General features: G+C 69.9%; 24 protein-coding genes. 13 read left to right on the forward strand and 11 right to left on the reverse strand.

Annotation, left to right across the window (positions count from 1 at the left end; translation table 11 throughout):
• Positions 1-37 precede the first annotated feature (37 nt).
• On the reverse strand, positions 38-472 hold the full coding sequence (locus M3E84_RS00540; protein WP_259893939.1) for a low molecular weight phosphatase family protein: 435 nt from the start codon (positions 470-472) through the stop codon (positions 38-40).
• Positions 473-497: 25 nt separating this feature from the next.
• A complete protein-coding gene (gene arsB, locus M3E84_RS00545; protein ID WP_259894094.1) occupies positions 498-1,556 on the reverse strand; it encodes an ACR3 family arsenite efflux transporter in 1,059 nt (352 codons plus the stop codon).
• A gap of 123 nt (positions 1,557-1,679) precedes the next feature.
• Here arsB and M3E84_RS00550 point away from each other — a divergent pair, with 123 nt between their 5' ends.
• Positions 1,680-2,048, forward strand: coding sequence for a helix-turn-helix transcriptional regulator (locus M3E84_RS00550; RefSeq protein WP_259893941.1), 369 nt, complete (start codon positions 1,680-1,682; stop codon positions 2,046-2,048).
• A 16-nt stretch (positions 2,049-2,064) separates the two neighbouring features.
• Here M3E84_RS00550 and M3E84_RS00555 read toward each other — a convergent pair whose 3' ends face one another.
• The 3 genes from M3E84_RS00555 to M3E84_RS00565 all read right to left on the reverse strand — a co-directional run bounded on the left by M3E84_RS00555 (position 2,065) and on the right by M3E84_RS00565 (position 5,614).
• A complete protein-coding gene (locus M3E84_RS00555) occupies positions 2,065-3,516 on the reverse strand; it encodes an MFS transporter (protein ID WP_259893943.1) in 1,452 nt (483 codons plus the stop codon).
• Positions 3,517-3,587: 71 nt separating this feature from the next.
• Positions 3,588-3,779 carry a hypothetical protein gene (locus tag M3E84_RS00560; protein ID WP_259893944.1) on the reverse strand — a complete coding sequence of 64 codons (192 nt, stop codon included), beginning with the start codon at positions 3,777-3,779 and terminating at the stop codon, positions 3,588-3,590.
• An 803-nt stretch (positions 3,780-4,582) separates the two neighbouring features.
• Positions 4,583-5,614 (reverse strand): hypothetical protein, encoded by a 1,032-nt coding sequence (locus tag M3E84_RS00565; RefSeq protein ID WP_259893945.1) that lies wholly within the window; start codon positions 5,612-5,614, stop codon positions 4,583-4,585.
• Positions 5,615-6,265: 651 nt separating this feature from the next.
• Here M3E84_RS00565 and M3E84_RS00570 point away from each other — a divergent pair.
• Entirely contained in the window at positions 6,266-7,558 is a 1,293-nt protein-coding gene (locus M3E84_RS00570) for a glycosyltransferase 87 family protein (protein ID WP_259893946.1), read from the forward strand.
• A gap of 43 nt (positions 7,559-7,601) precedes the next feature.
• Positions 7,602-8,054 (forward strand): hypothetical protein, encoded by a 453-nt coding sequence (locus tag M3E84_RS00575; RefSeq protein ID WP_259893947.1) that lies wholly within the window; start codon positions 7,602-7,604, stop codon positions 8,052-8,054.
• Positions 8,055-8,191: 137 nt separating this feature from the next.
• Here the strand turns inward: M3E84_RS00575 and M3E84_RS00580 are convergent, their stop codons facing one another.
• From M3E84_RS00580 to M3E84_RS00595, 4 genes are all read right to left on the reverse strand, one after another.
• Entirely contained in the window at positions 8,192-9,184 is a 993-nt protein-coding gene (locus M3E84_RS00580; protein ID WP_259893948.1) for a S9 family peptidase, read from the reverse strand.
• A complete protein-coding gene (locus M3E84_RS00585; RefSeq protein WP_259893949.1) occupies positions 9,181-10,266 on the reverse strand; it encodes a S9 family peptidase in 1,086 nt (361 codons plus the stop codon). The genes M3E84_RS00580 and M3E84_RS00585 overlap by 4 nt, the downstream gene beginning before the upstream one ends.
• Positions 10,263-11,120, reverse strand: a complete 858-nt coding sequence (locus M3E84_RS00590) for a sulfurtransferase (RefSeq protein ID WP_259893951.1) — start codon at positions 11,118-11,120, stop codon at positions 10,263-10,265. Before M3E84_RS00590 ends, M3E84_RS00585 begins: the two co-directional genes overlap by 4 nt.
• Before the next feature lie 76 nt (positions 11,121-11,196).
• Positions 11,197-12,069 (reverse strand): ArgP/LysG family DNA-binding transcriptional regulator, encoded by an 873-nt coding sequence (locus M3E84_RS00595; protein WP_259893952.1) that lies wholly within the window; start codon positions 12,067-12,069, stop codon positions 11,197-11,199.
• A gap of 72 nt (positions 12,070-12,141) precedes the next feature.
• On the opposite strand from M3E84_RS00595, the gene M3E84_RS00600 reads away from it, so the two are divergent.
• The 4 genes from M3E84_RS00600 to M3E84_RS00615 all read left to right on the forward strand — a co-directional run bounded on the left by M3E84_RS00600 (position 12,142) and on the right by M3E84_RS00615 (position 14,217).
• Positions 12,142-12,747, forward strand: coding sequence for a LysE/ArgO family amino acid transporter (locus tag M3E84_RS00600; protein WP_259893954.1), 606 nt, complete (start codon positions 12,142-12,144; stop codon positions 12,745-12,747).
• A 49-nt stretch (positions 12,748-12,796) separates the two neighbouring features.
• Complete coding sequence (locus M3E84_RS00605) at positions 12,797-13,387, forward strand: dihydrofolate reductase family protein (protein ID WP_259893955.1); 591 nt, start codon at positions 12,797-12,799, stop codon at positions 13,385-13,387.
• A gap of 68 nt (positions 13,388-13,455) precedes the next feature.
• On the forward strand, positions 13,456-13,809 hold the full coding sequence (locus tag M3E84_RS00610) for a YciI family protein (RefSeq protein ID WP_006214006.1): 354 nt from the start codon (positions 13,456-13,458) through the stop codon (positions 13,807-13,809).
• Between the two features lie 66 nt (positions 13,810-13,875).
• Positions 13,876-14,217 carry an SRPBCC family protein gene (locus M3E84_RS00615; protein ID WP_259893957.1) on the forward strand — a complete coding sequence of 114 codons (342 nt, stop codon included), beginning with the start codon at positions 13,876-13,878 and terminating at the stop codon, positions 14,215-14,217.
• A gap of 33 nt (positions 14,218-14,250) precedes the next feature.
• Here the strand turns inward: M3E84_RS00615 and M3E84_RS00620 are convergent, their stop codons facing one another.
• Positions 14,251-14,670, reverse strand: a complete 420-nt coding sequence (locus tag M3E84_RS00620; RefSeq protein WP_259893958.1) for a GNAT family N-acetyltransferase — start codon at positions 14,668-14,670, stop codon at positions 14,251-14,253.
• A gap of 291 nt (positions 14,671-14,961) precedes the next feature.
• On the opposite strand from M3E84_RS00620, the gene M3E84_RS00625 reads away from it, so the two are divergent.
• From M3E84_RS00625 to M3E84_RS00650, 6 genes are all read left to right on the forward strand, one after another.
• Positions 14,962-15,363 (forward strand): hypothetical protein, encoded by a 402-nt coding sequence (locus M3E84_RS00625; protein ID WP_259893959.1) that lies wholly within the window; start codon positions 14,962-14,964, stop codon positions 15,361-15,363.
• Positions 15,356-16,129, forward strand: a complete 774-nt coding sequence (locus M3E84_RS00630) for a hypothetical protein (RefSeq protein ID WP_259893960.1) — start codon at positions 15,356-15,358, stop codon at positions 16,127-16,129. Before M3E84_RS00625 ends, M3E84_RS00630 begins: the two co-directional genes overlap by 8 nt.
• Entirely contained in the window at positions 16,126-16,506 is a 381-nt protein-coding gene (locus tag M3E84_RS00635; RefSeq protein ID WP_259893961.1) for a hypothetical protein, read from the forward strand. Before M3E84_RS00630 ends, M3E84_RS00635 begins: the two co-directional genes overlap by 4 nt.
• A gap of 419 nt (positions 16,507-16,925) precedes the next feature.
• Positions 16,926-18,326, forward strand: a complete 1,401-nt coding sequence (locus M3E84_RS00640) for an NAD(P)/FAD-dependent oxidoreductase (protein WP_259894095.1) — start codon at positions 16,926-16,928, stop codon at positions 18,324-18,326.
• Between the two features lie 164 nt (positions 18,327-18,490).
• Positions 18,491-19,441, forward strand: coding sequence for an L-lactate dehydrogenase (locus M3E84_RS00645; protein WP_259893963.1), 951 nt, complete (start codon positions 18,491-18,493; stop codon positions 19,439-19,441).
• A gap of 145 nt (positions 19,442-19,586) precedes the next feature.
• Positions 19,587-21,188 (forward strand): L-lactate permease, encoded by a 1,602-nt coding sequence (locus tag M3E84_RS00650; protein ID WP_259893966.1) that lies wholly within the window; start codon positions 19,587-19,589, stop codon positions 21,186-21,188.
• An 86-nt stretch (positions 21,189-21,274) separates the two neighbouring features.
• Here M3E84_RS00650 and M3E84_RS00655 read toward each other — a convergent pair whose 3' ends face one another.
• A complete protein-coding gene (locus M3E84_RS00655; protein WP_259893968.1) occupies positions 21,275-21,859 on the reverse strand; it encodes a DUF421 domain-containing protein in 585 nt (194 codons plus the stop codon).
• Positions 21,860-21,984 lie beyond the last annotated feature (125 nt).

The raw sequence follows: 21,984 nt of genomic DNA on the forward strand, positions 1-21,984 counted from the left end.
GAAGGACGACGACGGCCGCGCGCCCCGTGGCTGCAGATCAGCTCTCGGCGGTTGCGGTGAGCTGCTGGAGCAGGCGCTGGACGCGGGCGTCGATGTCGTCGCGGATCAGGCGCATGCGCTCCATACCCTCGATCCCGCGCGCGGACGGCTCGTCGGTCTCCCAGGTCTCCAGCCGACCGTCGAGCGGGATCTCGGTGTCGAGCCTGGCCTCGGTGCCCAGCACCACCACGCGGTCGGCGCGGCGCAGGAGGTCGGGGTCGATCGAGCTAGGTCGCCCCTGGGACATGTCCGCACCGAGCTCGGCGACGGCCTCCACGGACTGCGCGTTGAGCTTGCTGCCGGGTTCGGTGCCGGCCGAGCTGACGCGGACGGCCCCCTGGCCTCGGTGGTCCATCAGCGCTGCGGCCATCTGGGACTTGCCGCCGTTGCGGACGCAGACGAAGAGGATCTGGGGTCGGGTGTCGGCGTTCATTGGAATCTCCTGGAGATGGGTCGGTTCAGGCGCGGATGGCCGGCACGGTGGGGTCCCCGGGGAAGAGCCTGCGCCCCGCCCAGAGGCTGACGTACACGAGACCCACCAGCACGGGCACCTCGATCAGCGGGCCGACCACTCCTGCCAGCGCCTGGCCCGAGGTCACGCCGAACGTGCCGATCGACACGGCGATGGCCAGCTCGAAGTTGTTGCCGGCGGCGGTGAAGGCCACCGTCGTCGAATGGGCGTAGTCCAGGCCCGCGGCCCGGGAGGCCAGCAGCGCCAGGGCGAACATGACCACGAAGTAGGCCAGCAGCGGCAGCGCGATCCGCGCGACGTCCCACGGGCTGGAAGTGATCGCCTGACCCTGCAGCGCGAACAGCAGCACGATGGTGAACAGCAGCCCGCGCAGCGCCCAGGGGCTCAGGCGCGGCAGGAGCGACTCCTCGTACCACTGCCGTCCCTTGGCCCGCTCCCCCAGCACGCGCGTGAGGAAGCCGGCGAGCAGCGGGATGCCCAGGAACACGAGCACGCTGAGCACGATCGCCCCGACCGAGAACTCCACAGAGGTCGTCGCCAGGCCCAGCCAGGAGGGCAGGACCTGCAGGTAGAACCAGCCCAGCGCACCGAAGGCGATGACCTGGAAGACGGAGTTGATCGCCACCAGGACCGCTGCGGCCTCGCGGTCGCCGCAGGCCAGGTCGTTCCAGATCAGCACCATGGCGATGCAGCGTGCCAGCCCCACGATGATCAGGCCCGTGCGGTACTCGGGCAGATCGGGCAGCAGCAGCCATGCCAGGGCGAACATCAGCGCCGGGCCCACGATCCAGTTCAGCACCAGCGAGGTCCCCATGAGGCGGGGGTCGGCGGCGATGCGTCGGGTCTCGTCGTAGCGGACCTTGGCCAGCACCGGGTACATCATCACGAGCAGCCCCACCGCGATCGGCAGGGAGACCCCGGCGATCGAGATCGCCTCGAGCGCGGTGTCCAGGCCGGGGATCAGGCGTCCGAGGGCCAGGCCGAGCACCATGGCCAGCAGGATCCACACCGGCAGCCAGCGGTCGGTGAAGGACATGGCCTGCATGACGGGCTGGTCAGGGGCGGTCGTCGTAGCGTCAGCAGCCAAGGAGCGCGGGCCTCTCAGATCGATGGATGTCGATGGGAGGTTACGTCCTCATATCGACGTTCGTCAATGTATTGTGAGGGCATGAGCGCCATCGCACACGAGCAGAACACAGAGGGCACACAGGCCATGGCATCCGGCCAGGAGTGCTGCTCGCTGTCCGCCGGGCCGCTGAGCTCCGCGGACGCCGAGCGCTCCGCTTCCATGTTCAAGGCACTGGGCGATCCCATGCGCCTTCGACTGCTCTCCCACGTGGCCGCGCAGGGCTGCGAGTCCGTGTGCGCCTGCGATCTCACGGAGCCACTGGGGATCAGCCAGCCTACGGTGAGCCATCACATGAAGCGCCTCGTGGAAGCCGGCCTGATCGTCCGGGAGCAGCGGGGCCGCTGGGCGCACTACAGCGTGGTGCCCGAGGCCTTCGCGCGGCTGCGCCAGGTGCTCGACCTGCGCTGAGCGACCCGCGCGCGGCTCAATCCTTCAGCGGGTGCGCGGCCTCGTCGCGCGCCATGCGGAAGGCCAGCCACACGACGACGGCCATCACCGCCGGCACGATCGCTGCGGCGGCGAAGATGGCCTCCACGGGAACCACCGTGGACAGCGGCCCCACGACGGCCATGGACACCGGCATGAGCAACAGCGAGACGAAGAAGTCCAGGCTGGAGACGCGTCCGAGCATCCGCGCCGGCACGCGGCGCTGCAGCAGGGTCCCCCACAGCACCTGGCCGATGCCGTCGGTGGCGCCCACCACGATCACGATCGCGACCAGCACTGCCCAGGACTCGGTGAAGCCCACGAAGAGCAGCGGCAGCGTGCCGAAGCCCCAGGCCACCATGATCCAGGTCAAGTACCGCCGCGGCAGGGGCATCCCGGAGATCACCAGCGCACCGACCGCCGAGGCCGCGCCCGTGACGCCCAGCAGCAGACCGACTTCCGCAGCCCCGCCGCCGAAGGAGTCGCGCACCACGAACGGCAGCAGCACCTCGAGCGGGCCGATGAAGCAGAACACGGTGATCACGGCGAAGATCAGGGTGCCCATCAGCCACGCGGTGCGCCGGACGTAGGAGACGCCGTCCATCATGTCGGCGAGCATGGAACGCAGTCCGCCCGACGGGGCCGCGGCGGGATCGGGCGGAAAGAGGGTGACGGGCTCGTCGTCGCCGGTCTCCCGGTGGTGCTGTGCACCGGTGACCAGCGGATCCGCCGACGGCAGCTGCGGGAGCTGGCCCGTGACCGGATCCGGAACCAGTTCGGGCACGCGCAGACCCAGGATGATCGTCACGGCGACCGCGTAGCAGAGGGCGACCATGGCGAAGCCGGCGGTCGGCGAGAGCGCCGCGGCCAGCAGACCGGCCAGTGCGGGCCCGGCGGCCGTCTGCAGCAGGGGCCGCGCGGAGCCCTCCAGCCCGTTGGCCGCCAGCAGCGCCTCCGCCGGCAGCAGCCGCGGCAGCGAGGCGGAGTACGCCGGATAGAAGATCCCCACGCCCGCGAAGATCAGGAACGACGCCGCCGCCAGCAGCCCCACGCTCAGCATCCCCGTGGCGCTGAGGATCGCGGTGACGGCGGTGACGAGCGTGGAGGAGATCATCACCGTGCGCAGGACCAGGTGCGGAGGGAAGCGGTCGGCCACCACCCCGCCGATCAGCGCGAACATCACCACGCCGACGGCACCGGTGGCCGAGACGACGGACAGCTCGACCGGGGAGCCGCCCTGGGCCATGACCTGGAAGACGATGGTCAGCGCCCAGGTGCCCTGCGCGAGCACCACCGCGAGCATGGCCGCAGCCAGCCGCGGGTAGCCCGCATGGCCGAAGGGCGCCACGGCCCGCCGCGCGGCCCGGGCGGCTCCCGCCAGCCGACGACGCCCGCCCTGGCTCGGTTCGGGCTCAGGCGTGGGCTGCTGCGGCTGATCGGTCGGGGTCATCGCGGGAAGTCTAGATGCTGGTGGTCAGGGGCCGACCGGGCTGCGCGGGGCCGTCCCGAGCCGACTCTGCACTACAGCAGTCCGCGGATCACGAAGACGAACCCCACCACAGCGAGCAGGGCGCCCATCACGCCCATGGGGAGTATGATCCGCGGGCCGCCGCGCGCGATCCCCTTGTTGATGACGTGCTTCTGGACCAGGTAGGCCATGACCACCGACAGGCAGCCGATAGCCAGGAGAGGGACTCCGAACGGGTCGATCATTTTTCCTCAATCACGTGCGACCAGGATTTGCCGAAACTATTTTGAATTGCGTTCATTGCCCATAAAGAAGCCAACAGTTCCGGCGATACCCACAGCACCCAGGGCGATTATTCGCCAGTCGCCGACCACAACACCCGCTACCACCAGGAACACAGACTGCAGCATCCACACCGCAGTTGATCCCGAATATCTTCTCCTGCCCGGATGATTGTGCACTTTCAAACACCCCCCCTTGCGCCCATGCGACCCTCGCGGCGATCCCACCCAAGACAACCCATCAGCCAGCACAACCCACGATAGTCTTGATCAGAATTGCTGCAGTGGCAGCTGCGTCACCTTCGACCCCGCCCTGCCTGTCCTGTCTGTGAACGCTTTTCGACAAAATCGAATATGGCCGTGTACACCAGGACCCCAAACCCTGCTAAGACCCCAAGCCAAAGTTGAGAATAGATGGCGTATGCAATAAATCCCAGCCCGCCAAGCGCCATATATATGGCATTTGTGATGGTTGCGCGCCTCAAGGCTTTGCCGTCTCGACGGAATGCGCCCGCTGCACTCGAGAGCTAGGCGTCGAATATCGATGCGGAACCAACAGTACAGGCATCAGAACCGCCCATCAGAGAAGGAGGGTGCGTCACGATGCCCCCAAGGCGAGGGCTCACAGGATCTGACCCAGTGGACAGTCAACGCCCGTGGAAGAGGTTTGACCACGAAGGTGGGAGACAGGTCTCACTGAGCGCCCTTCACAACCCCCAGAAATTCCCTGCACCCTTGGGAACGACACAGATATCTGGCGTCAAACGTCAACCCGAGCAGTCCAGAGCGGTGATGCCGAACCGCGTGCTCGCATCATGGCCCGTCACCGAGCAGCCCCGAGCCTCGAGAGACTCGACCACCGTCTGGTGATATTCGTTCGAGTGATAGGAGACGACAGCCGTCCTTCCGCGGACAGGGACTTCCCACGCCATCCATCCCTCCCGGTTGATGCCCCAGAGAGTGTCCGAGGACAGTCGATCCTCCGCGAGCATGGGGTCTTCGATGGGATGGTCCAACGGATACGCGTAGATGAGGCTCCGGTCCACGGCTTCCATGAAGATCACCGATTCGGGGTCGCCCAAGAACTCTGCGGCCGTGCGGTACTCATGGCCGATCTTGGCCTCCGCTTCTTTCTGCCCGACCAGAGAGGGGATGAATCCCACCACCAGCACCCCGATCAAGACCATGCGAAGTGCGCGAGACGGAAGCGTCGTCAGGCTCAGCGCAAGCAGTGCGACGACGACTGGTGCCGCGAAGGCCAGATACCTCTCGGTGTAGAGCTGCATGCCCACGATTCGAGCGAGCAGAAGAGCGACCGCAGGCAAGAGGGCATAGGCCAGGAGCCACCTCGTCAGCCCTCGGTCCCGAGATCGGATAAGCCCGACGATCACGATGACTGCGCTCAGCAGCGCCAGCCACGGGGCCAGGGCGTGGCCGATGCCGCCCCAATGCCCATCGGCGTTCGCCGGGCTGAAGAAGTACTGCGCCGCCATTCTCTGCAGCATCTCGGGAATCCCGCGATTGATCCAGGCGACCTGCTCGCTCTGCGAATAGGCGAGGACGGCCAGCGGGGCGGCTGCGACGCCGACACCAGCAGCCGCCATCAGCGTGTGCAGGCCAGGCTTCCTGCCGGCCAGGACAGCTCTCAGCACGAACAGCGGCACCACGAGCAACGAGTACATGGTGAAGCCGACCGCGAGGATCTGGGCGACTCCGAATCCCAGCAGATCAGCTCTGCGATACCCCCGCAGGTAGTTCTCGAAGCACCACAGCGCCACGACGCAGGCGAGCATGCCCATCGCATAGCCCCGGGCCTCCTGCCCGGCCCACGTCAGGCCCGGGAGTGCCGCAGCGAGAACTGCGGTCAGAACTCCGGAGATCACAGATCGAGAGACGCCCTCCCCTGTCACGGAGACGGCCCATCTCATGGTGGTCCTGGTGAGGAACCCGCTCATGAGAATGAGCGCGATGGCGGAAGGAGTCCGCATGGCCAGTTCGGACGTCCCGAAGACGGCCGCCCACGGGTGCATGAGCACGTAATACAGGGCGTGCACGGCATCGACGTTGCGGAGCATCTGCAGAAGCTCAGGGAAAGGACGAGTCACCGCCGAGATCGTGGCGACTTCGTCGTGCCAGAACTCCGGCTGGGCGATGCCCCAGAAGGCTGTCCCGAAGCTCAGGGCCAGCGCAAGAGCAATGGGCCATCTCGGCAGTCGGTCCGCGGCTCCATTTTTCGACTCAGAGGTCTCTCGCCGATCGCCGTTGTCGGGGGCGGCAGTGCTCGAGAGCATGATCCTCCAAGTCCTCGGGAACGGCGGGGCGGGGGCGACCCCCGCGCAGAACTCTCCGCGAGACCATGGTCATCCAAGCGCCTTCTAGGATATCCCCGTTGCTCCCGCAAGCGGCGAGGACCCGTTCGAGGCCTTGTGCCCGAACTCCGAAGGAGACCGATGTCGAGCACCCTCTGGCGAGCCCCCAGCACGGCCTCGTCGACCCATCCGGGTTCGCGGTGGGTGATGCGAGCCGGGATGGCAGTGATCGCGGTGCTCTTCGCGGCCTATATGTCTGCGATCTACTGGGATGCACCGGGACTGGACATGGAGGTCTACTGGCGGGCGGCGCAGGTCCTACACGGCCTGAACCCCGCGACTGACGAGCTCTATGCCCCGTCGCTGGTGGAGACGCGGAAGTTCGAGCTGCCTTTCACCTACCCTCCATCGGCCGCGCTGCTGTTCTATCCCCTGGGCGGGCTGAGCCTCGAACAGGCATGGCATGTGATGTGCCTCGGCGGCTCGCTGGCGATGGTCGTTCTGGTGTGGCAGGTCCTGCGCCTCGCGCCGTTCTCACGCTCGTGGTTCGGTCTCCGGGTGGTTCCGACTCTCGTGGCGTTCTCCTTGGGCTGCCTGGCCGCCAGCCACCTCTACCCCGTGCGCTTCACGTTCTTCTACGGGCAGATCAACACCCTCCTGGCGGTGCTGATCCTCGCCGATCTCACACGCCAGAGCACCCGTCGCCGTGCCGCGGGCTTCTTGACGGGGCTTGCCGCCGGGCTGAAGATCACGCCGGCCGCCATGGGCCTCGTTCCGCTGGCTCTGCAGCAGTGGCGGACGATCGCCGGCATGGCCGTCGGATTCATGACCACGGTGGTGATTGCCGCCCTCTTCCTGCCCCGACAGGTGTTCTCGTACTTCACCGAGCAGCTGTGGTCCACGGACAGAGTGGGCGATGCCACCCGGCTGTCCAACCAGTCGCTGACGGGGACGCTGTATCAGTGGGGTTTCCCAGAGGCATCCGTCCGCCCCCTGTGGCTGGTGCTGTCTCTGCTGCTGATCATGGCCGGGGGCCTGGCGATCCGTCGTCTCGCCCGCCATGACGACCTGTTCTCGGCCGTGTGCATCGGAGCCATGGTGATGCTGCTCATCTCGCCGATCTCCTGGGAGCACCACTGGGTCTGGGTACTGCCTCTGGCAGCGGCAGTCCTTCCGCATGCCCCCGCCCAGCGCACGCCCGTGGGCTGGGCCGTCTCCCTGGCGCTCTTCGCGGCACTGTGGTTCCTCTTCGCCAACAACCCCGCCCTGATCGCAGCCCACGTTCTCGGAGATCTGAACGCCGACTACTACTTCTACGCGGACAGCCGGCTGCAGGCTGTTGTGGCCACCATGCCTGTGCTGGCCGCGATCACCGCCGCCGCCTGGATCAGCCTGCGTCCGCAGGACGAGGCCCTGCTCCACGACGCGGCTTGATCAGGCTGGCAGTCGTCCTCGCCCCGACGACCGGCAGATACTCATGGCACTCGCCCTGATCCAGGCCGACCTGGATTCCCTGGCCCGGCGCTTGCGGCCGTCCGGTGGGAGCGGCGCCGTCGAAGGCCTCACCCTGACGCTGATGTGGCTGGGCAGCAGACTCGGGATCGCAGGCCGCTGGGCGCTCGGCGCCGGCCTCCTCGCCCACGGTGCGGCTGTCGCTCTTCTGGCCGCCTGGCGGTATCGCGGCAGATCCGCCTGTTTTGAGCTCAATCGCCAGCAGTGGTCCGGTCAGACCGGCTGCCTGGGGTTCCTGGGTCTCCTCGGCGGGCTGTTCGTCGCTCAGACTCTCTCCGGCATCCTGGCCGACTCCGGCGCAGGCTTGCTGCCCCAGATCGGGCTGGCGGTGGTGTTCGACCTGGCCCTGTGGCTCGGGATGCGCGCCCGGACCCGGCGCGCTTCGAGTCCGCGCTGGCCCTGCTGGACAGCCGGCTGATCGTCGTCCGGGAGGACAAGCGGCCCGGTTCCGAGCGTCCTGGTTCCGGGCAGCGGGTGCATTTGAGCTTCCAGGGCGAGCAGGCGATCCTGCATCACCTGGCGCACCTTGAGGAGATGGCGCAGCGCGGCTGAGTCTCAGCGTCCGTCGGGCGCCCCCACCGCCGCCAGGCAGACCTCCCGCGTCACCGGCCAGGCGGGATCGCTGACCTGGATCAGGTCGTTGTGCTGCGCGCCCCACACCAGCTCGATCCGCCCGGCCTGCCCCTGCGAGCGCAGCCGCTCCAGGTACGGCTCGACGGTCTGCACAGGAACCGTCCGATCATCTGTCCCGTGCACCACATGCACGGGGAAGCCCGTGGGCAGCTGCTCCAGCGGCGAGGCCAGCGCGTAGCGCTCGGGCTGCTCCTGGGGCGTCCCGCCCAGCAGGTCCACCACGAACTGATCCTGGTCCTCCTCCACGGCGCGCACCGGATCCAGCACGCCGGCCAGAGAGGTCGCGCTGGCCACGGAGACCTCGCTCTGCGCGGCCAGGGAGGCGAGCAGCTCGGCTGGGCCGTCGTCGCCGGTCGCCGCAGCCGCCCCCAGGGCCCCGGACAGTGCCCCTGCCGCCCAGACCGCCAGGTGCCCGCCGGCGCTGTGCCCGACCAGGTGGATCCGCTGCGGATCCGGGATGAAGGGAGCGTGCTCGCTGAGGCGGGCCACCCCCTGCACACCGGTCAGCGCATCCGCGAACGTCCCCGGCCACCCGCCCGGGGACGGCGTCCCGCGATAGGCCGGCAGCCACACGGCCACGCCGTAGCGCGCCAGGTCGCGGGCCGCGCCCAGGACGTAGTCCCAGCTCGACGCCTCCCGCCATCCCCCGCCGTGGAAGAAGACGATCACGGGCAGCCGCTCCCGCCCCCATGCCCGGCGCTGCGGCAGGACGAGATGCCCGTACTGACCCCGATCCGGAGAGCCCCAGACGATCACGCCGACGTCGTCCCAGCCTCTGGCCCGGGCGCGCCCGGCGACCACGAGCGACTGCGCCTTCCCCGGGCGCACCAGGGTGCTCGCTGCCAGGCCGGCGACGGCCGCGGCCGAGAGGCCGGCACCGCGCAGCAGCAGCCGCCGCGAAATCCGGGCGCTCACGCGGAGCCGGGGGGAATCTGCTCGAGCAGAGCCTGGCGCGCCCGGAACCAGGGCTCGCCGTGGACATCGGCCCACGAGTCATGATCGGCGTCGTCCATGATCACGAGCCGTCCGGAGTTGCCGGTCTCCTCGTGGCGCTGCACGTAGTTGCGGATCGTGGACTCCGGGACGGTCATGTCATTGCGCCCGTGCAGGACGTTCACGGCCCGATCCAGCGGCAGCTGATCGATCGGCGAGGCCATCTCGTAGCGCTGCGGATCCTCCTCCGGTTCCGCGCCGCTGAGCAGCGCGCGCACCACCCAGCCCCGCTGCGAGCGCTCGGCGAGCTCGAGGTCATAGACCCCGGCCATCGCGGTGGCGGAGCGGGCGATGACTCGGCAGTCGGCCCCGGGGGCGCCCTCGGCGAGCCGGTCGCGTCCCAGCGCCCACGCGGCCAGGTGCCCGCCGGCACTGTGACCCAGCATGTGGACCTGCTCCAGATCCGGGGTGAACTCCCCCGGCTCGCCGAGCTCTGCGACGTAGTCGATGGCATCCGAGACGTCGTCAAAGGTCTCCGGCCAGCCGCCGGGGCTGTCCTCGCCGTCGATCCCGCGGTAGGTGGGCACCCACACGGCCACACCCCAGCTCGCCAGGTCCCATGCCAGATCGGCCATATAGGAGGGATCGGAGGCGTCGTTCCAGGAGCCGCCGTGCAGCATCACGACCACGGGATGAGTGGGGCGCGAGGAGCCGTCGCCCCAGGCCCCCGGGTCGGGCACGAGCAGCCAGCCGGTCTGGCGCTTCTCATCCGCGCCCCAGGTGTGGCGGCCGCGGTCCACGGGCTCGCCCGCAGGCTCGCGCACCGCGGGGTCGCTCCACTGCTGTGCGCGCTGGTGGCCCACCGGGGTGGAGACGGTTGCCCCCACGCCGATGGCCAGGGCCAGGCCTCCGGCCGTCTGCAGCAGACGACGTCGGCGGATCGCCTCCGGCGCTGCGGCCCTCTCGGCGCGCTCCTGGAGCCGACGGCGCTCCTGCTCTGCTGCCAGCTTGCGCGTCTCTCGCCTGGATCCCGGTTCGGGGCGCGGCTGCTGCGCGCCGTTCACGACCCGCGGACCACGGGACGCAGGGCGGGGTCCTCGGTCTCGCGCCCCCACTCGGACCAGGAGCCGTCGTAGATCGTGAGGTCGCGGTCCTCCCACCCGGCGGCCACGGCCGCGAGCGCCCCGACGCAGGCGGAGACGCCCGAGCCGCAGCTGAAGGCCACGGGGCCTCTCCCGCCCAGGCGCTGCTGAAGCAGGTCGTCCAGCTCGGCGGGCGGCAGCAGGTGCCCGCCGGGGGCCAGGTCGCTGAACGGCAGGCTCACGGCGCCGGGCATGTGACCGGCGCGCAGCCCGGGACGCGGCTCGGGGACGGTGCCGGCGAAGCGCTCGGCGGAGCGGGCGTCGGCCACCGTGCCGTCGTGCTCGGCCAGGCGACGGGCGACGTCGTCGGCATCCGTGAAGGCGCGCGGATCCAGCTGCACGCGCGGAGCGGCGACGGGTTCGGGGCTGTCGTCGAGAGGACCCTCCGGGCGGCCCGAGGCGATCCAGGCGGGCAGGCCACCGTCGAGCACGTAGGGCGTGCCGACCCCGGCGGCGCGCAGCATCCACCAGGCGCGAGCCGAGGAGAACAGGCCCTGGCGGTCGTAGGCGACCACCACGGTCTCGTCGCCGATCCCCAGCTCGCCCAGGCGCTGCGCGAAGTCGTCGGCGCCGAGCATGGTGTGCGGGATGTCGGCCTCCTGATCGGACAGCGGGCCGTCCAGATCGAAGCGACGCGCACCCGGGATACCGGTGGCGGCACCGCGCTCGCCCATGATCGAGGCGTCGACGACCACGACGTCGTCCAGGTGATCGGCCAGCCAGTCGGCGTCGACGACGGGGCCCTGCGGGAGTTGCTCGGAGCGCGCGGTGTCCATGTCCGGCATCTTCGCACTCCCGCCCGTCCAGCACAGCGGCGCAGGCCGCACTGGAGGCGGATCGACCCGAAAGGGACTACAGCAGAGCCCGCGCGCCGCGGCGCACGGCGTCCTCCAGCTGAGCCAGGGCCGGAAGCGCCGTGGACCAGCGCTGCAGGTGCAGGCTCACCGCCTCCGGGTGGAGGCCGGGAACGGGCAGCAGCGGGGTGTCGGCGGCGGCGAAGGGGGCGCCGGGCAGCTGGAGCCGCGGCACCATGCCCCATCCGATGCCGTCGGCGATCGCTCGCACGAAGGCCTCCGCCGAGGGCACCCGGTGCTCGGGCGGGCGGCCCGTGATGCCGGCCCGGTGCAGCGCCGCGGACTGGAGGTCGTCCTTGTCGTCGTAGACCACCACGGGGAGACGGGCGAGGTCAGGCTGCGGTCCCGCGTGCTCCAGCAGCGAGGCCGCCGCGCGGGGTTCGTAGACCATGGCGCCCAGGGGGATCGTGCGGCAGCCGGTGACCGGAGCCGAGGACGTGGTGATCGCCGCCGCCACCTCGCCGGCCAGCAGGAGCCGGCGGGAGTGGTCTTGGTCCTCGGCGCGCAGTCGCACGCTGATCCCGGTGCCGGGTGCGGCCAACTCCGCCAGGACAGGGCGGAACCAGGTGGCCAGCGAGTCCGCGTTGACCGCGACGTCCAGCGGCGTGGACTCGGCCTGATCCATGCCGAGCTCGACCCGGGCGGCGTCATGCAGGGACAGCACCTGCCGGGCCATCCGCAGCACGGCCTCCCCGGGATCGGTGGGACGCACCGGGGCGGTGCGGCGCAGCAGCACGCGGCCCGTCTGAGACTCCAGGGCCTTGATCCGCTGGCTGACCGCCGGCGGGGAGATGCTCAGGCGCTCCGCGGCGCGATCGAAGGCGCCCTCGTCCACGGCCGCCACCAGGGTGCGCAGCTGCTCGATGTCCACTTTTGAATCTCTTATCTGTGTTCAGGATCTTTCGCTGGCCTGAAGGGTAGCTGCGCCGTAGGTTTCCTGGCCATGGACATCTACTTCACCGGCATGCTCACCGGCCTGGCCCTCATCGTGGCCATCGGCGCCCAGAACGCGTTCGTGCTGCGACAGGGCATCCGCCGGGAGCACGTGCTGGTGGTCGTGGCGATCTGCACGGCGGCCGACGCCTTGCTGATCACCGTGGGCACGTTGGGGATCGGCTCGGTCGTGGAGCGGGCTCCGTGGCTGCTCACCGCGCTGCGCTGGGGCGGGGTGGCCTACCTGGTCTGGTTCGCGATCGGCTCGTTCCGCTCGGCCCTGTCTTCCCATTCCCTCACAGCCGACGACGCGGTCGGCCCCGGCGGGTCGCTGCGCAAGGTCGCGCTGACCACCTTGGCGCTGACCTTCCTCAACCCGCACGTCTACCTGGACACCATGGTGATGCTCGGCAACCTGGCCAATCAGCACGGGGACCAGCGCTGGACCTACACGCTGGGCGCGATCACCGGGTCGGTGCTGTGGTTCCCCGCGCTCGGGTTGGGGGCGCGTGCGCTGGCCAAGCCCCTGAACCGCCCCGGCACGTGGCGCGCGGTGGATATCGCGGTGGGCGTGGTCATGCTGCTGGTCGCGCTGCGGCTGGTCGTGGCGGGGTGAGAAGCGGGCTTGTGCTGTCGGATCCTCGGCGCATCCTGCTGATATGGACATGCACTCACCAGCCCCCGGCCGCACCTGGAGCGGCACCGTCTTCTGCGGGGTCAGCCTGGACGGCTTCATCGCGCGGGCGGACGGGGACATCGACTGGCTGGAGGCGCCGGTTCCTGCCGGGCAGGCAGCGCCCTCCGGCTCGGGCGCCGAGGCCGTCCCGGACTTCGAGGCCCTGCTGGCGCGCGTGGACCACCTGGTGATGGGGCGGGCCACCTTCCAGAAGGTCCTGGAGATCGGCTTCTGGCCCTACGACCCCGCCCAGGTCATCGTGCTCAGCTCCACGCTGACCGGCCCGCAGCCCCATGGGGCGCTCGTGGCACCGGACCTGCCTGCCGCCGTTGCGCTGCTGGAAGCGCGCGGTGCCCGCGGCGTCTACTGGGACGGCGGCACCACGATCCAGGCCGCCCTGCGCGCCGACCTGGTGGATGAGCTCGTGGTGACCACGGTGCCCCGGCTGATCGGCGGCGGCATCGCCCTGTTCGGGGCGCTCGAGCACGATCTCCCGCTGCGGCTGCGCGGCAGCAGGGTGCTGGACGGCGGGATGGTGAGCACACGGTACGACGTCGTGCGGGAGGTCTCGTCGGGCTGATCTGCCCGCCGTATCGTGGCCCCGGATCACCGCAGCGGTGCTCCACATGCCCGTCGAGAGGACCCGCCGTGCCCCAGTTCTTCATCTCCGTGAACCACTCCGATGACTTCCAGATGCCCGAGGGCGTCTCCATCGAGCAGCTGCACACGGACGTCATGGCCTTCAACGAGAAAATGGCCGCAGAGCAGCGCATCGTCTTCGTGGGCGCCCTCGAGCAGCCCGCCTCCGATGCCCGCCTGGTGGATGCCACCAGCGGCGAAGCCCTCGTGGCGCAGGAGACGGCCTCCGGTGCGGAGATCCAGCTGGGCGGCTTCTGGATCCTCGAGGCGGCCGACCTGGACGAGGCGCTGAACCTGGGGGCGCAGGCCTCCGCCGCCTGCCAGGGCGCCGTCGAGGTGCGCAAGATGCAGGGCGAGGGCTGAGCCCTGGCTCTCGAGGCTTCGCGGGTCTGCGTGGTCGTCGCCCGGCCGCTGCCTGAGGTGGTGGAAGTGGCCGCAGACCCGCGCCGGCTGCCTGACTGGGCCGCCGGTCTGGCCGGAGCAGAGGTCACGCCGAGCGAGCAGCCCGGGGTCTGGGTCACCGACTCCCCCATGGGCCGCGCCCTGGTGCGCTTCACCGGCGGAGACGACCCCGGTGTGCTCGATCACGAGGTCACGCCGCCGGACGGATCGACCACGCTGAACCGGTTCCGGGCTTCGTCCTGCGCCGGCGGAATCGAGCTCGTGTTCCTGGTGGAGCCCGCTGCCGGCGCCTCGGCGGACGACCTCGCGCGGGATGCCGCCATGGTGCGCGTGGATCTCGAGCGGCTGCGGGAGCTGCTGGAGGGCTGAGATCCTGCCTGAGGGCTAGACCCCGCGTGGCCCTCAGGGCATCCGGCGGAACATGCCGGCGGAGACGTCGTGCCGTTCCTGGAAGCCATGCCGGGCGTACAGCTTCCGACCCGGCGGATCGGCCATGAGCGAGACGTAGGCGTTCGCGGGTGCGCGATCGGTGATCTCCTGCAGCAGCCGGGTCAGGATCGCATCGCCCAGGCCCTGCCGCTGATGCTGCGGGTGCACCGCCATGTCCGTCACCTGGAACATCCAGCCGCCGTCGCCGATCAGACGGCCCATGCCCACGGCTGCTCCTTGGTGCGTGACATGGACGGCGGCCCAGCCGCCTGCGACCGCGATCGCCGCCTGCTCGGGAGTGACCGGCGAGAGCCCAGTCTCCCGACGCAGCATCGCGAAGTCCTCCGCCGACGGCGCGGCCATGTGCAGCTCATATCCGTCCGCAATCTCCATCCCTCCATCCTCTCCTCCCTCGCCGAGTGGATACCCAGTTGCGCTATTCGGGCAGATAGCGCAACTGGGTGTCCACTCGGTGGTGGGGGTGAATGCAGGAGTGTTTCGGTTTGATCACGATCACATCGCGGGACTCGAAAGTGCACTGCTCATCTGGGCACGGTGGGGCTATGGAGACACTTCCTGCGACTCCGAAGGCAGACCGGGTGGCGAATGCGCTGCGCGCCGTGCAGCGGCGATTCCGTCCGGTCTGGTGGCACCGTCTGCCCGAAGGACTCGACACTGACCACCGTGCTCGTGATCGCGGGGCTGGCCGCCATGCTCGTCCTTACGCTGAAGGTCGCCGACCGCAGCTATCACCGCGACCTGGCGAGCATGTGGGCCGACCTGGGCGCCCCTCCCGGCCACGCCGAGGCCGCACCTCCGCTGGACGATCCGCGCACCCTGCAGCTCATGGCGGCCCTGGGCGCCTCCCAGGAGACCCGGGGCTGGGCCTTGCGTGATGACCTCGGGATCAGCGCGGACGAGGCCCTCGAACGGCTCCGGAAGCTCGAGGACTTCGGTCTGATGAAGGGCTACCGGCGGTTCCTCGAGAGCCGTCGGGACGAGGACCGGTGGTATCGGATCACCCCCGTGGGGGACTTCGCCTTGGGCAGTCACCTGGCGGCAACGAGGCAGGACGCCCATGCGTGAGCACATGCCATCCGCCGCGGGAGATGCGTTGACAGCACCGCGCGAGAGCTCGTGGGCTGACGTCGATGTCGCCCTGGAGCAGGCGCAACGGCGGTTGCATCCTCGCTGGTGGGCCAGTTTGCCCGAGGCCGCTCTGCTCCTGGTCGCACTCACCGCCATACTCACCTCCGTTGCCTGGGGATGGCTGATCTTGGTCTGCATCAGCATCCTGATCATCTTCGGACGCATGCGCCCTGCTCTGGTGGGGGCCGAACACCGCTACCCCGCGTATGGCCCGGCCTCCGTCTCGCTCCTTGTGTCGAAGTCCCTCGCGCTGATCTGGATCATCTGGGCCATCTGGAGCGTGCCGGAAGGCCGCCCGCTGGGCACATCCTTCGCGCTGGCACTCCTCACCGTGACTGTCGTCGGAATTCTCGAGCTGCTCACCCAGCGGATGCTGGCCACCTCGATGCCCAGTGCCGGTCGGCGGTGGGCCTCCCTGGCCAGACGACACGAACTGCATCCGGCACTTCGTGACCCGGTTGTCCTGCAGGCCATGGTGATCCTTCACCCCACACGGAAGATGCGAGTGACGCAGCTGGCAGCCGACCTGGAGCTGGACCGTGACCGCGCAGAGGCCGTTGTCGAGGACCTGGCTGGTCAGGGGCTGGTCACGCTCCGGAGGAAGATCGTCGACGGCCCCGACCGTCTCTGGGCGAGTTCCATGGGCCGCGGCCAGACAGTGCTGGAGGCGCACCTGGCAGCCATCCAGAGAGGAACAGAATGACCACCGCTCAGCCCAACCCGTCTCCCGCGCAACGGCTCGGACAGCGGCTCATGCCGGGGCGTTTCGACTTCCTGGTCTTCACCCTGGCGGGGTTCTGGTATCTCCTGGCGAACTGGGCGGGTTCCCCATGGCTCATGGGGGCAGCATCCACCGTCGCGCTGATCGCAGGAGGCCTGGGCCAGTTCCTCCGTCATCGCCGCGACGGCGCGGTGGCGCACCAGCGCTTCGGCATGAATGGCCGGCTGAGCTGGGGGATCGCCGCGATCTGGCTGACAGCCGCTGTCGCCATTTTCGTCTTGGGGGTGGTCTTCGACCCGCAGGAGTGGCCGGCGTGGAGCCGGGCGCGCTGGCCTACGCGGTTGCCTTCGGACTTCTGATCACCGGCCGCCGATGGCTTGCCGCGCGATCTCAGCACATCGCCCAGTCCCCTGGGCCTGCATCCTCACTCCGTGCGGATCCCCGAGGGACCCCCGACGACGTTCTGTGCGATCTGCTGTCCCGCACCCAGATGATGCGCGTCGACGCCCTCATCGGTGGACCTCTCGATCCCACCCGAAGAGCTCTGTCCGCGCCTGGAGTCACTGATGGACGCTGGCGTCGTCGGCCGCAGGATGAAGGACGACGGCCCCGTGGACGACCACCATTGGGTGCATCTGAGCTTCCACGGGGAGCAGCAGCTCACCACCGCCTGACACCTCCGCCGAGTGGACACCCAGTTGCATTGTTCGCCCCGATAGCGCAATTGGGTATCCACTCGGCGGGGTGGGGCGGGCGTAGCGTGGGAGGCATGTCTGAGATGCAGCGAAGTGTCGACGTCGTCGTGATCGGCGGCGGATCCGTGGGCGAGAACGTCGCCCAGTACGCGATCGAGGGCGGACTGTCCGCGGCGATCGTGGAGCACGAGCTGATGGGCGGTGAGTGCTCCTACTACGCATGCATGCCCTCGAAGGCGCTGCTGCGGCCGCTGGACGTCGTCGCGACCGCCTCGCACCTGCCCGGGGTCACCGGGGCGCGCCTGGACGAGGACGCGCTGCTGGCCCGGCGCGACTCCTTCGTCTCCCACTACGACGACGCCGGGCAGGTCTCCTGGGCGGAGCGCGCCGGCGCTGACGTCGTGCGCGGTCACGGCGAGCTGATCGGCGAGCGTCAGGTGCGTGTGCGGGGCGACGACGGCAGCGAGCGGATCGTGCATGCAGAGCAGGCGGTCGTGATCGCCACCGGCAGCGTGGCCGCGATCCCCTCGATCTACGACGGGCTCGGCGCTTGGACCTCGCGCGATGCGACCGGCGTCCGCGAGATCCCGCAGCGCCTGGCGATCGTGGGCGGCGGTGTGGTCGCCTGCGAGGCCGCCGCCTGGATGGCGGGGCTCGGCTCGCAAGTCACCATGCTGGTCCGCGGGGAGACGCTGATGGGCGGCATGGAGCCGTTCGCCGGCGAGCATGTGGCCGAGGGGCTGCGCCGCGCCGGGGTCGAGATCCGCTTCGGGGCCTCCGCCTCCTCGGCCTCCCGGCCCGACGTCCGCGACACCGGCCTCGGCATGATCCACGGCGGTCCGGTCACGCTGGATCTGGGCGACGACCAGCTCGAGGCCGATGAGCTGCTCGTGGCCACCGGGCGCCGGCCGGCGCTGGATGCCGTGGGGCTCGAGGCCGTGGGCCTGAGCGCCGAGGACGTGCTCGAAGGGCGCCTGCCGTCGTGGCTCCACAGCGTGGGCGATGCCTCCGGCGCCGCCATGCTCACCCACACCGGCAAGCACGACGCCCGCGTGCTCGGCTCCCGTCTGGCCGCTGAGGCCGGGACGGCGCCCGCCGAGACGCCCGAGCCCCAGGACGTCCCCGTGCCGCAGGTGGTCTTCACCGACCCGCAGGTCGCCGCCGTGGGATGCACCGAGGCGCAGGCCCGCGAGAGCGGTCTCGATGTCGTGGTCGCGCAGGTGCCGTACGGATCGGCGGCCGGATCGGCGCTGCTGCGCGACGACGTCGACGGCACCGCCCAGCTCGTGGTCGACCGCGGCGCGGGAGTCGTGGTGGGCGCGACGTTCGTGGGCCCGGAGGCCGCCGAGCTGCTGCACGCTGCCACGATCGCGATCGTGGGCCGGGTTCCGGTGTCCCTGCTGCGCCATGCCGTCCCGGCCTACCCCACGGTCTCGGAGCTGTGGCTGCGTCTGCTGGAGCAGCTCCCCCGCGACCTCCGCTGACCCCAGCCCCGCCCACCCCGCCCCCTCCTCGCCGAGTGGGGGCGGGGCGCAGTGTGGGCTCATGCGTGAATGAGACGTGAACGGGACATGATCCCTCCGCACGGCTGACAGAAAACCACGACAACCCCACACGAAACCACATGCCCTCCTCGTAGCGTGAAGGCATGAACAGGAACTCGAAACTCACCGTCGTCGGCGCCGGAGCCGTCGGGTCCAGCGTGGCCTACGCCTGCATGATCCGCGGCTCCGCCCGCCACATCGCCCTCTACGACATCGCCGCCGAGAAGACCGAGGCCGAGGTGCTCGACCTCGCCCACGGCAGCCAGTTCACCGGCGGAACCGACATCGTCGGCAGCAGCGATATCGAGGTCGCTCGCGACTCGGACATCGTCGTCATCACCGCCGGCGCCAAGCAGAAGCCGGGGCAGTCCCGCCGCGAGCTCGCCGACACCAACGCCCGGATCACCCGCACCCTGATGGAGCAGCTGCTGTCGGTGGCCCCGGAGGCCGTCTACGTCATCGTCACCAACCCGTGCGATCCCATGGCCATGGTCGCCCAGGAGTTCTCCGGTCTGCCGGCCAACCAGGTCTTCTCCTCCGGCACCACGCTGGACACCTCCCGACTGCGGTGGCTGCTGGCGGACCGGGCCGATGTCTCGCGCACGAGCGTGCACGCGCACATCGTCGGCGAGCACGGCGACTCCGAGTTCGCCCTGTGGTCCACTGCCTCGATCGGCACCGTGCCGATCCTGGAGTGGACCCGCGACGGGCAGAAAGTCTTCACCCGCGAATCCCTCGACGCCCTGACCGACGAGGTCCGGGGCGCGGCCTACAAGGTCATCCAGGGCAAGGGCGCCACCAACTACGCGATCGGGCTGTCGAGCGCGCGCATCGTCGAGGCCGTGCTCGGGGCGCAGAACGCCGTGCTCAACGTGGCCCCGGTGCTCTCCGACTTCCAGGGGATCGACGGCGTCGCCTTGTCGGTGCCGTGCATCGTCGGCGAGGACGGCGCCTTCCCCATCCGCGAGACCCCGTTCTCCGACGACGAGCTGACCAAGCTGCGGGACTCCGCCGAGACGCTGCGCGAGGTCGTCGACGGCCTCAGCGCCGGCTGAGCCGCACCCCCGTCGCCGAGTGGATACTCAGTTGCGCCATCCGAGCGAACAGCGCAACTGAGTATCCACTCGGCGGGGTGGGGGTTCGACGCCCGCCGCCCCCGCACTCGATCGCGCCCTCCCTCCAACCCGGAAGACCTCTCCCATGTGGACCCAGACCATCGACCCCCTGGGCAGCCTCGCACTCTCCGCGATCGTGGCCGCCCTGCCCATCCTCGTCTTCCTGCTGTGCATGATGGCGCTGAAGCTCTCCGGGCTGACGTCCGGGATCATCGCGCTCGTTCTGCAGATCATCGTCTCGGTGGCCGTGTTCGGCATGCCGGTCTCCGCCGCGGGCGGCGCCGGCCTGCTGGGTCTGCTCACCGCCGTGTGGCCGATCGCGTACATCGTGGTCATGGCGGTGTGGCTCTACCGGATCACCGTGCGCTCCGGGCGATTCGACGTCATCCGGTCCTCGATCGCCGGCGTCTCCGATGACCAGCGCGTCCAGGTCCTGCTGATCTCCTTCGCGTTCGGCGCCTTCCTGGAGGGAGTGGCCGGCTTCGGCGTGCCGATCGCGATCTGCGCCGCGCTGCTCGTGCAGCTGGGCTTCCAGCCGGTGCGCGCCGCCGTCGTCTCTCTGGTGGGCAACGTGGCGGCCGGCGCCTACGGGGCCATCGGCCTCCCCGTGCTGGTGGGCGCTCAGGTCACCGGCATGGAGGTCCACGAGCTCTCCCGCGCCCTGGTCCTGCTGCTGCAGCCCCTGACCCTCCTGGTCCCCTTCCTCATGGTGCTCATGCTCGGCGGGCTGCGCAGCCTGCGCGAGACCTGGCCCGCGGCGCTCGTGGTGTCGCTGGCCTTCAACCTGGTGCAGGGCGGACTGCTGTGGTTCGTCGGCCCCGAGCTCGCCGACCTGGCCGCCGGACTGGTCGGCATGGTCGCCCTCATGGGGCTGTCGCGGGTCTGGAAGCCGACCCGGCTCTCTCGCCCGGAGGGTGCCCCGGAGCCCGACGGCACCCGGACGACGGCTCGCGACGTCCTGGTCGCCTGGAGCCCCTTCTACATCCTCTCGATCCTCATGCTGATCTGGTCGGTCCCGGCGGTGAAGGCGCTGTTCTCGACCGGCGCGCTCAGCGCCACCACCTTCCAGGTGCCCATGCCTGGGCTCACCGGCCAGGTCATCGCCGCCTCCGGTGCGGTCGTGGAGGCCACCTGGTCCTTCTCGATCCTGGGCGCCACCGGCACCGCGATCCTGATCGCCGTGATCCTGAGCTTCCTGAGCACCCCGCAGGTCGACGCCAAGGCGCTTTTCGAGGAGCTGCGTACCACGCTGGCCTCGCTCGGCCCGGCGATCGCGCTGATCGCCGTCATCCTGGTGCTGGCCAACCTGGCCAACTACTCCGGCGGCTCCACGGCCATGGGGCAGGCGCTGGCCGCCGTCGGCCCGATCTTCCCGCTGATCGCCCCGATCATCGGCTGGATCGGCGTGTTCCTCACCGGCTCGGTGACCAACAACAACACCCTGTTCGGGCCGCTGCAGTTCGCCACGGCGCAGGGCATCGGCGCCGACCCGGCCGCCCTGGTCGGCGCCAACACCGCCAGCGGCACCACGGCCAAGGTCGTCTCGCCGCAGTCGATCGCCATCGCTGCCGGCGCCGTGGGCCTCTCCGGGCGCGAGGCCGAGATCCTGCGCGGATCCATCGGCTACAGCCTGGGCATGCTGGGGCTCATGTGCCTGTGGAGCTTCGCGCTGGCGTCGCTGCTCTGACCTCTGCCCCCTATGCCGAGTGGATACTCAGTTGCGCCATTGGGCCGAACAGCGCAACCGAGCATCCACTCGGCGGGAGAGGCGCGTCAGGACGCCCCGGGCTCCCGAGGCGCCTGGGAGAGGACCAGCTCCGCGCCGATCACGCCGTCGAGCATCCCCGGACCGATCGGGTCTCCGGCGCGGATCACGCTGAGGCCGCCGGTGGATTCCAGGATCACGCACTGGACCTGATCCTGGTGCGAGATCCCGCGGTGGCGCAGCACCCCGTAGACCTCGCGCGGCGACAGATGAGTGCGACGCAGAGCGGAGTCGACGAACCGCCCATGCGCCATGATCACCCGGGGCCGAGTGCGCAGGCCGGGGACGCCCGCCGCCTGCTGCACCGCGCCGAAGGCCGCCTCCAGCAGCAGCAGCGTGAGCAGCCCGATCGCACCAGCCGCCAGCGTGGGCGGGTGGCCGATGATCACGCGTCCCGCCACCGATCCGAGCATGATCAGCACGACGGCGTCGAACCCCGTCCAGCCCGAGAGCACCCGCACGCCGAACACGCGGACCAGCAGCAGGAAGATCAGGTAGATCCCGATCGCCGAGGCCACGACCACGGGGATGCGCCACAGCTCGATCCCCAGGTGGTCGATGAATGCCTGCGTCCAGCCGCCCGGTGGTGTCATGCCCTCCATCTTGGCCGATGGCGTGCGACCGTCGTCGCTCCTCCGTCGCCATCCCCTCCTCACCCCGCCGAGTGGTTCCCAGTTGCGCTGTTCGGGCGAACAGCGCAACTGGGATCCACTCGGCG

This window comes from Kocuria sp. p3-SID1428, assembly GCF_025149945.1.
Taxonomy (GTDB): Bacteria; Actinomycetota; Actinomycetes; order Actinomycetales; family Micrococcaceae; genus Kocuria.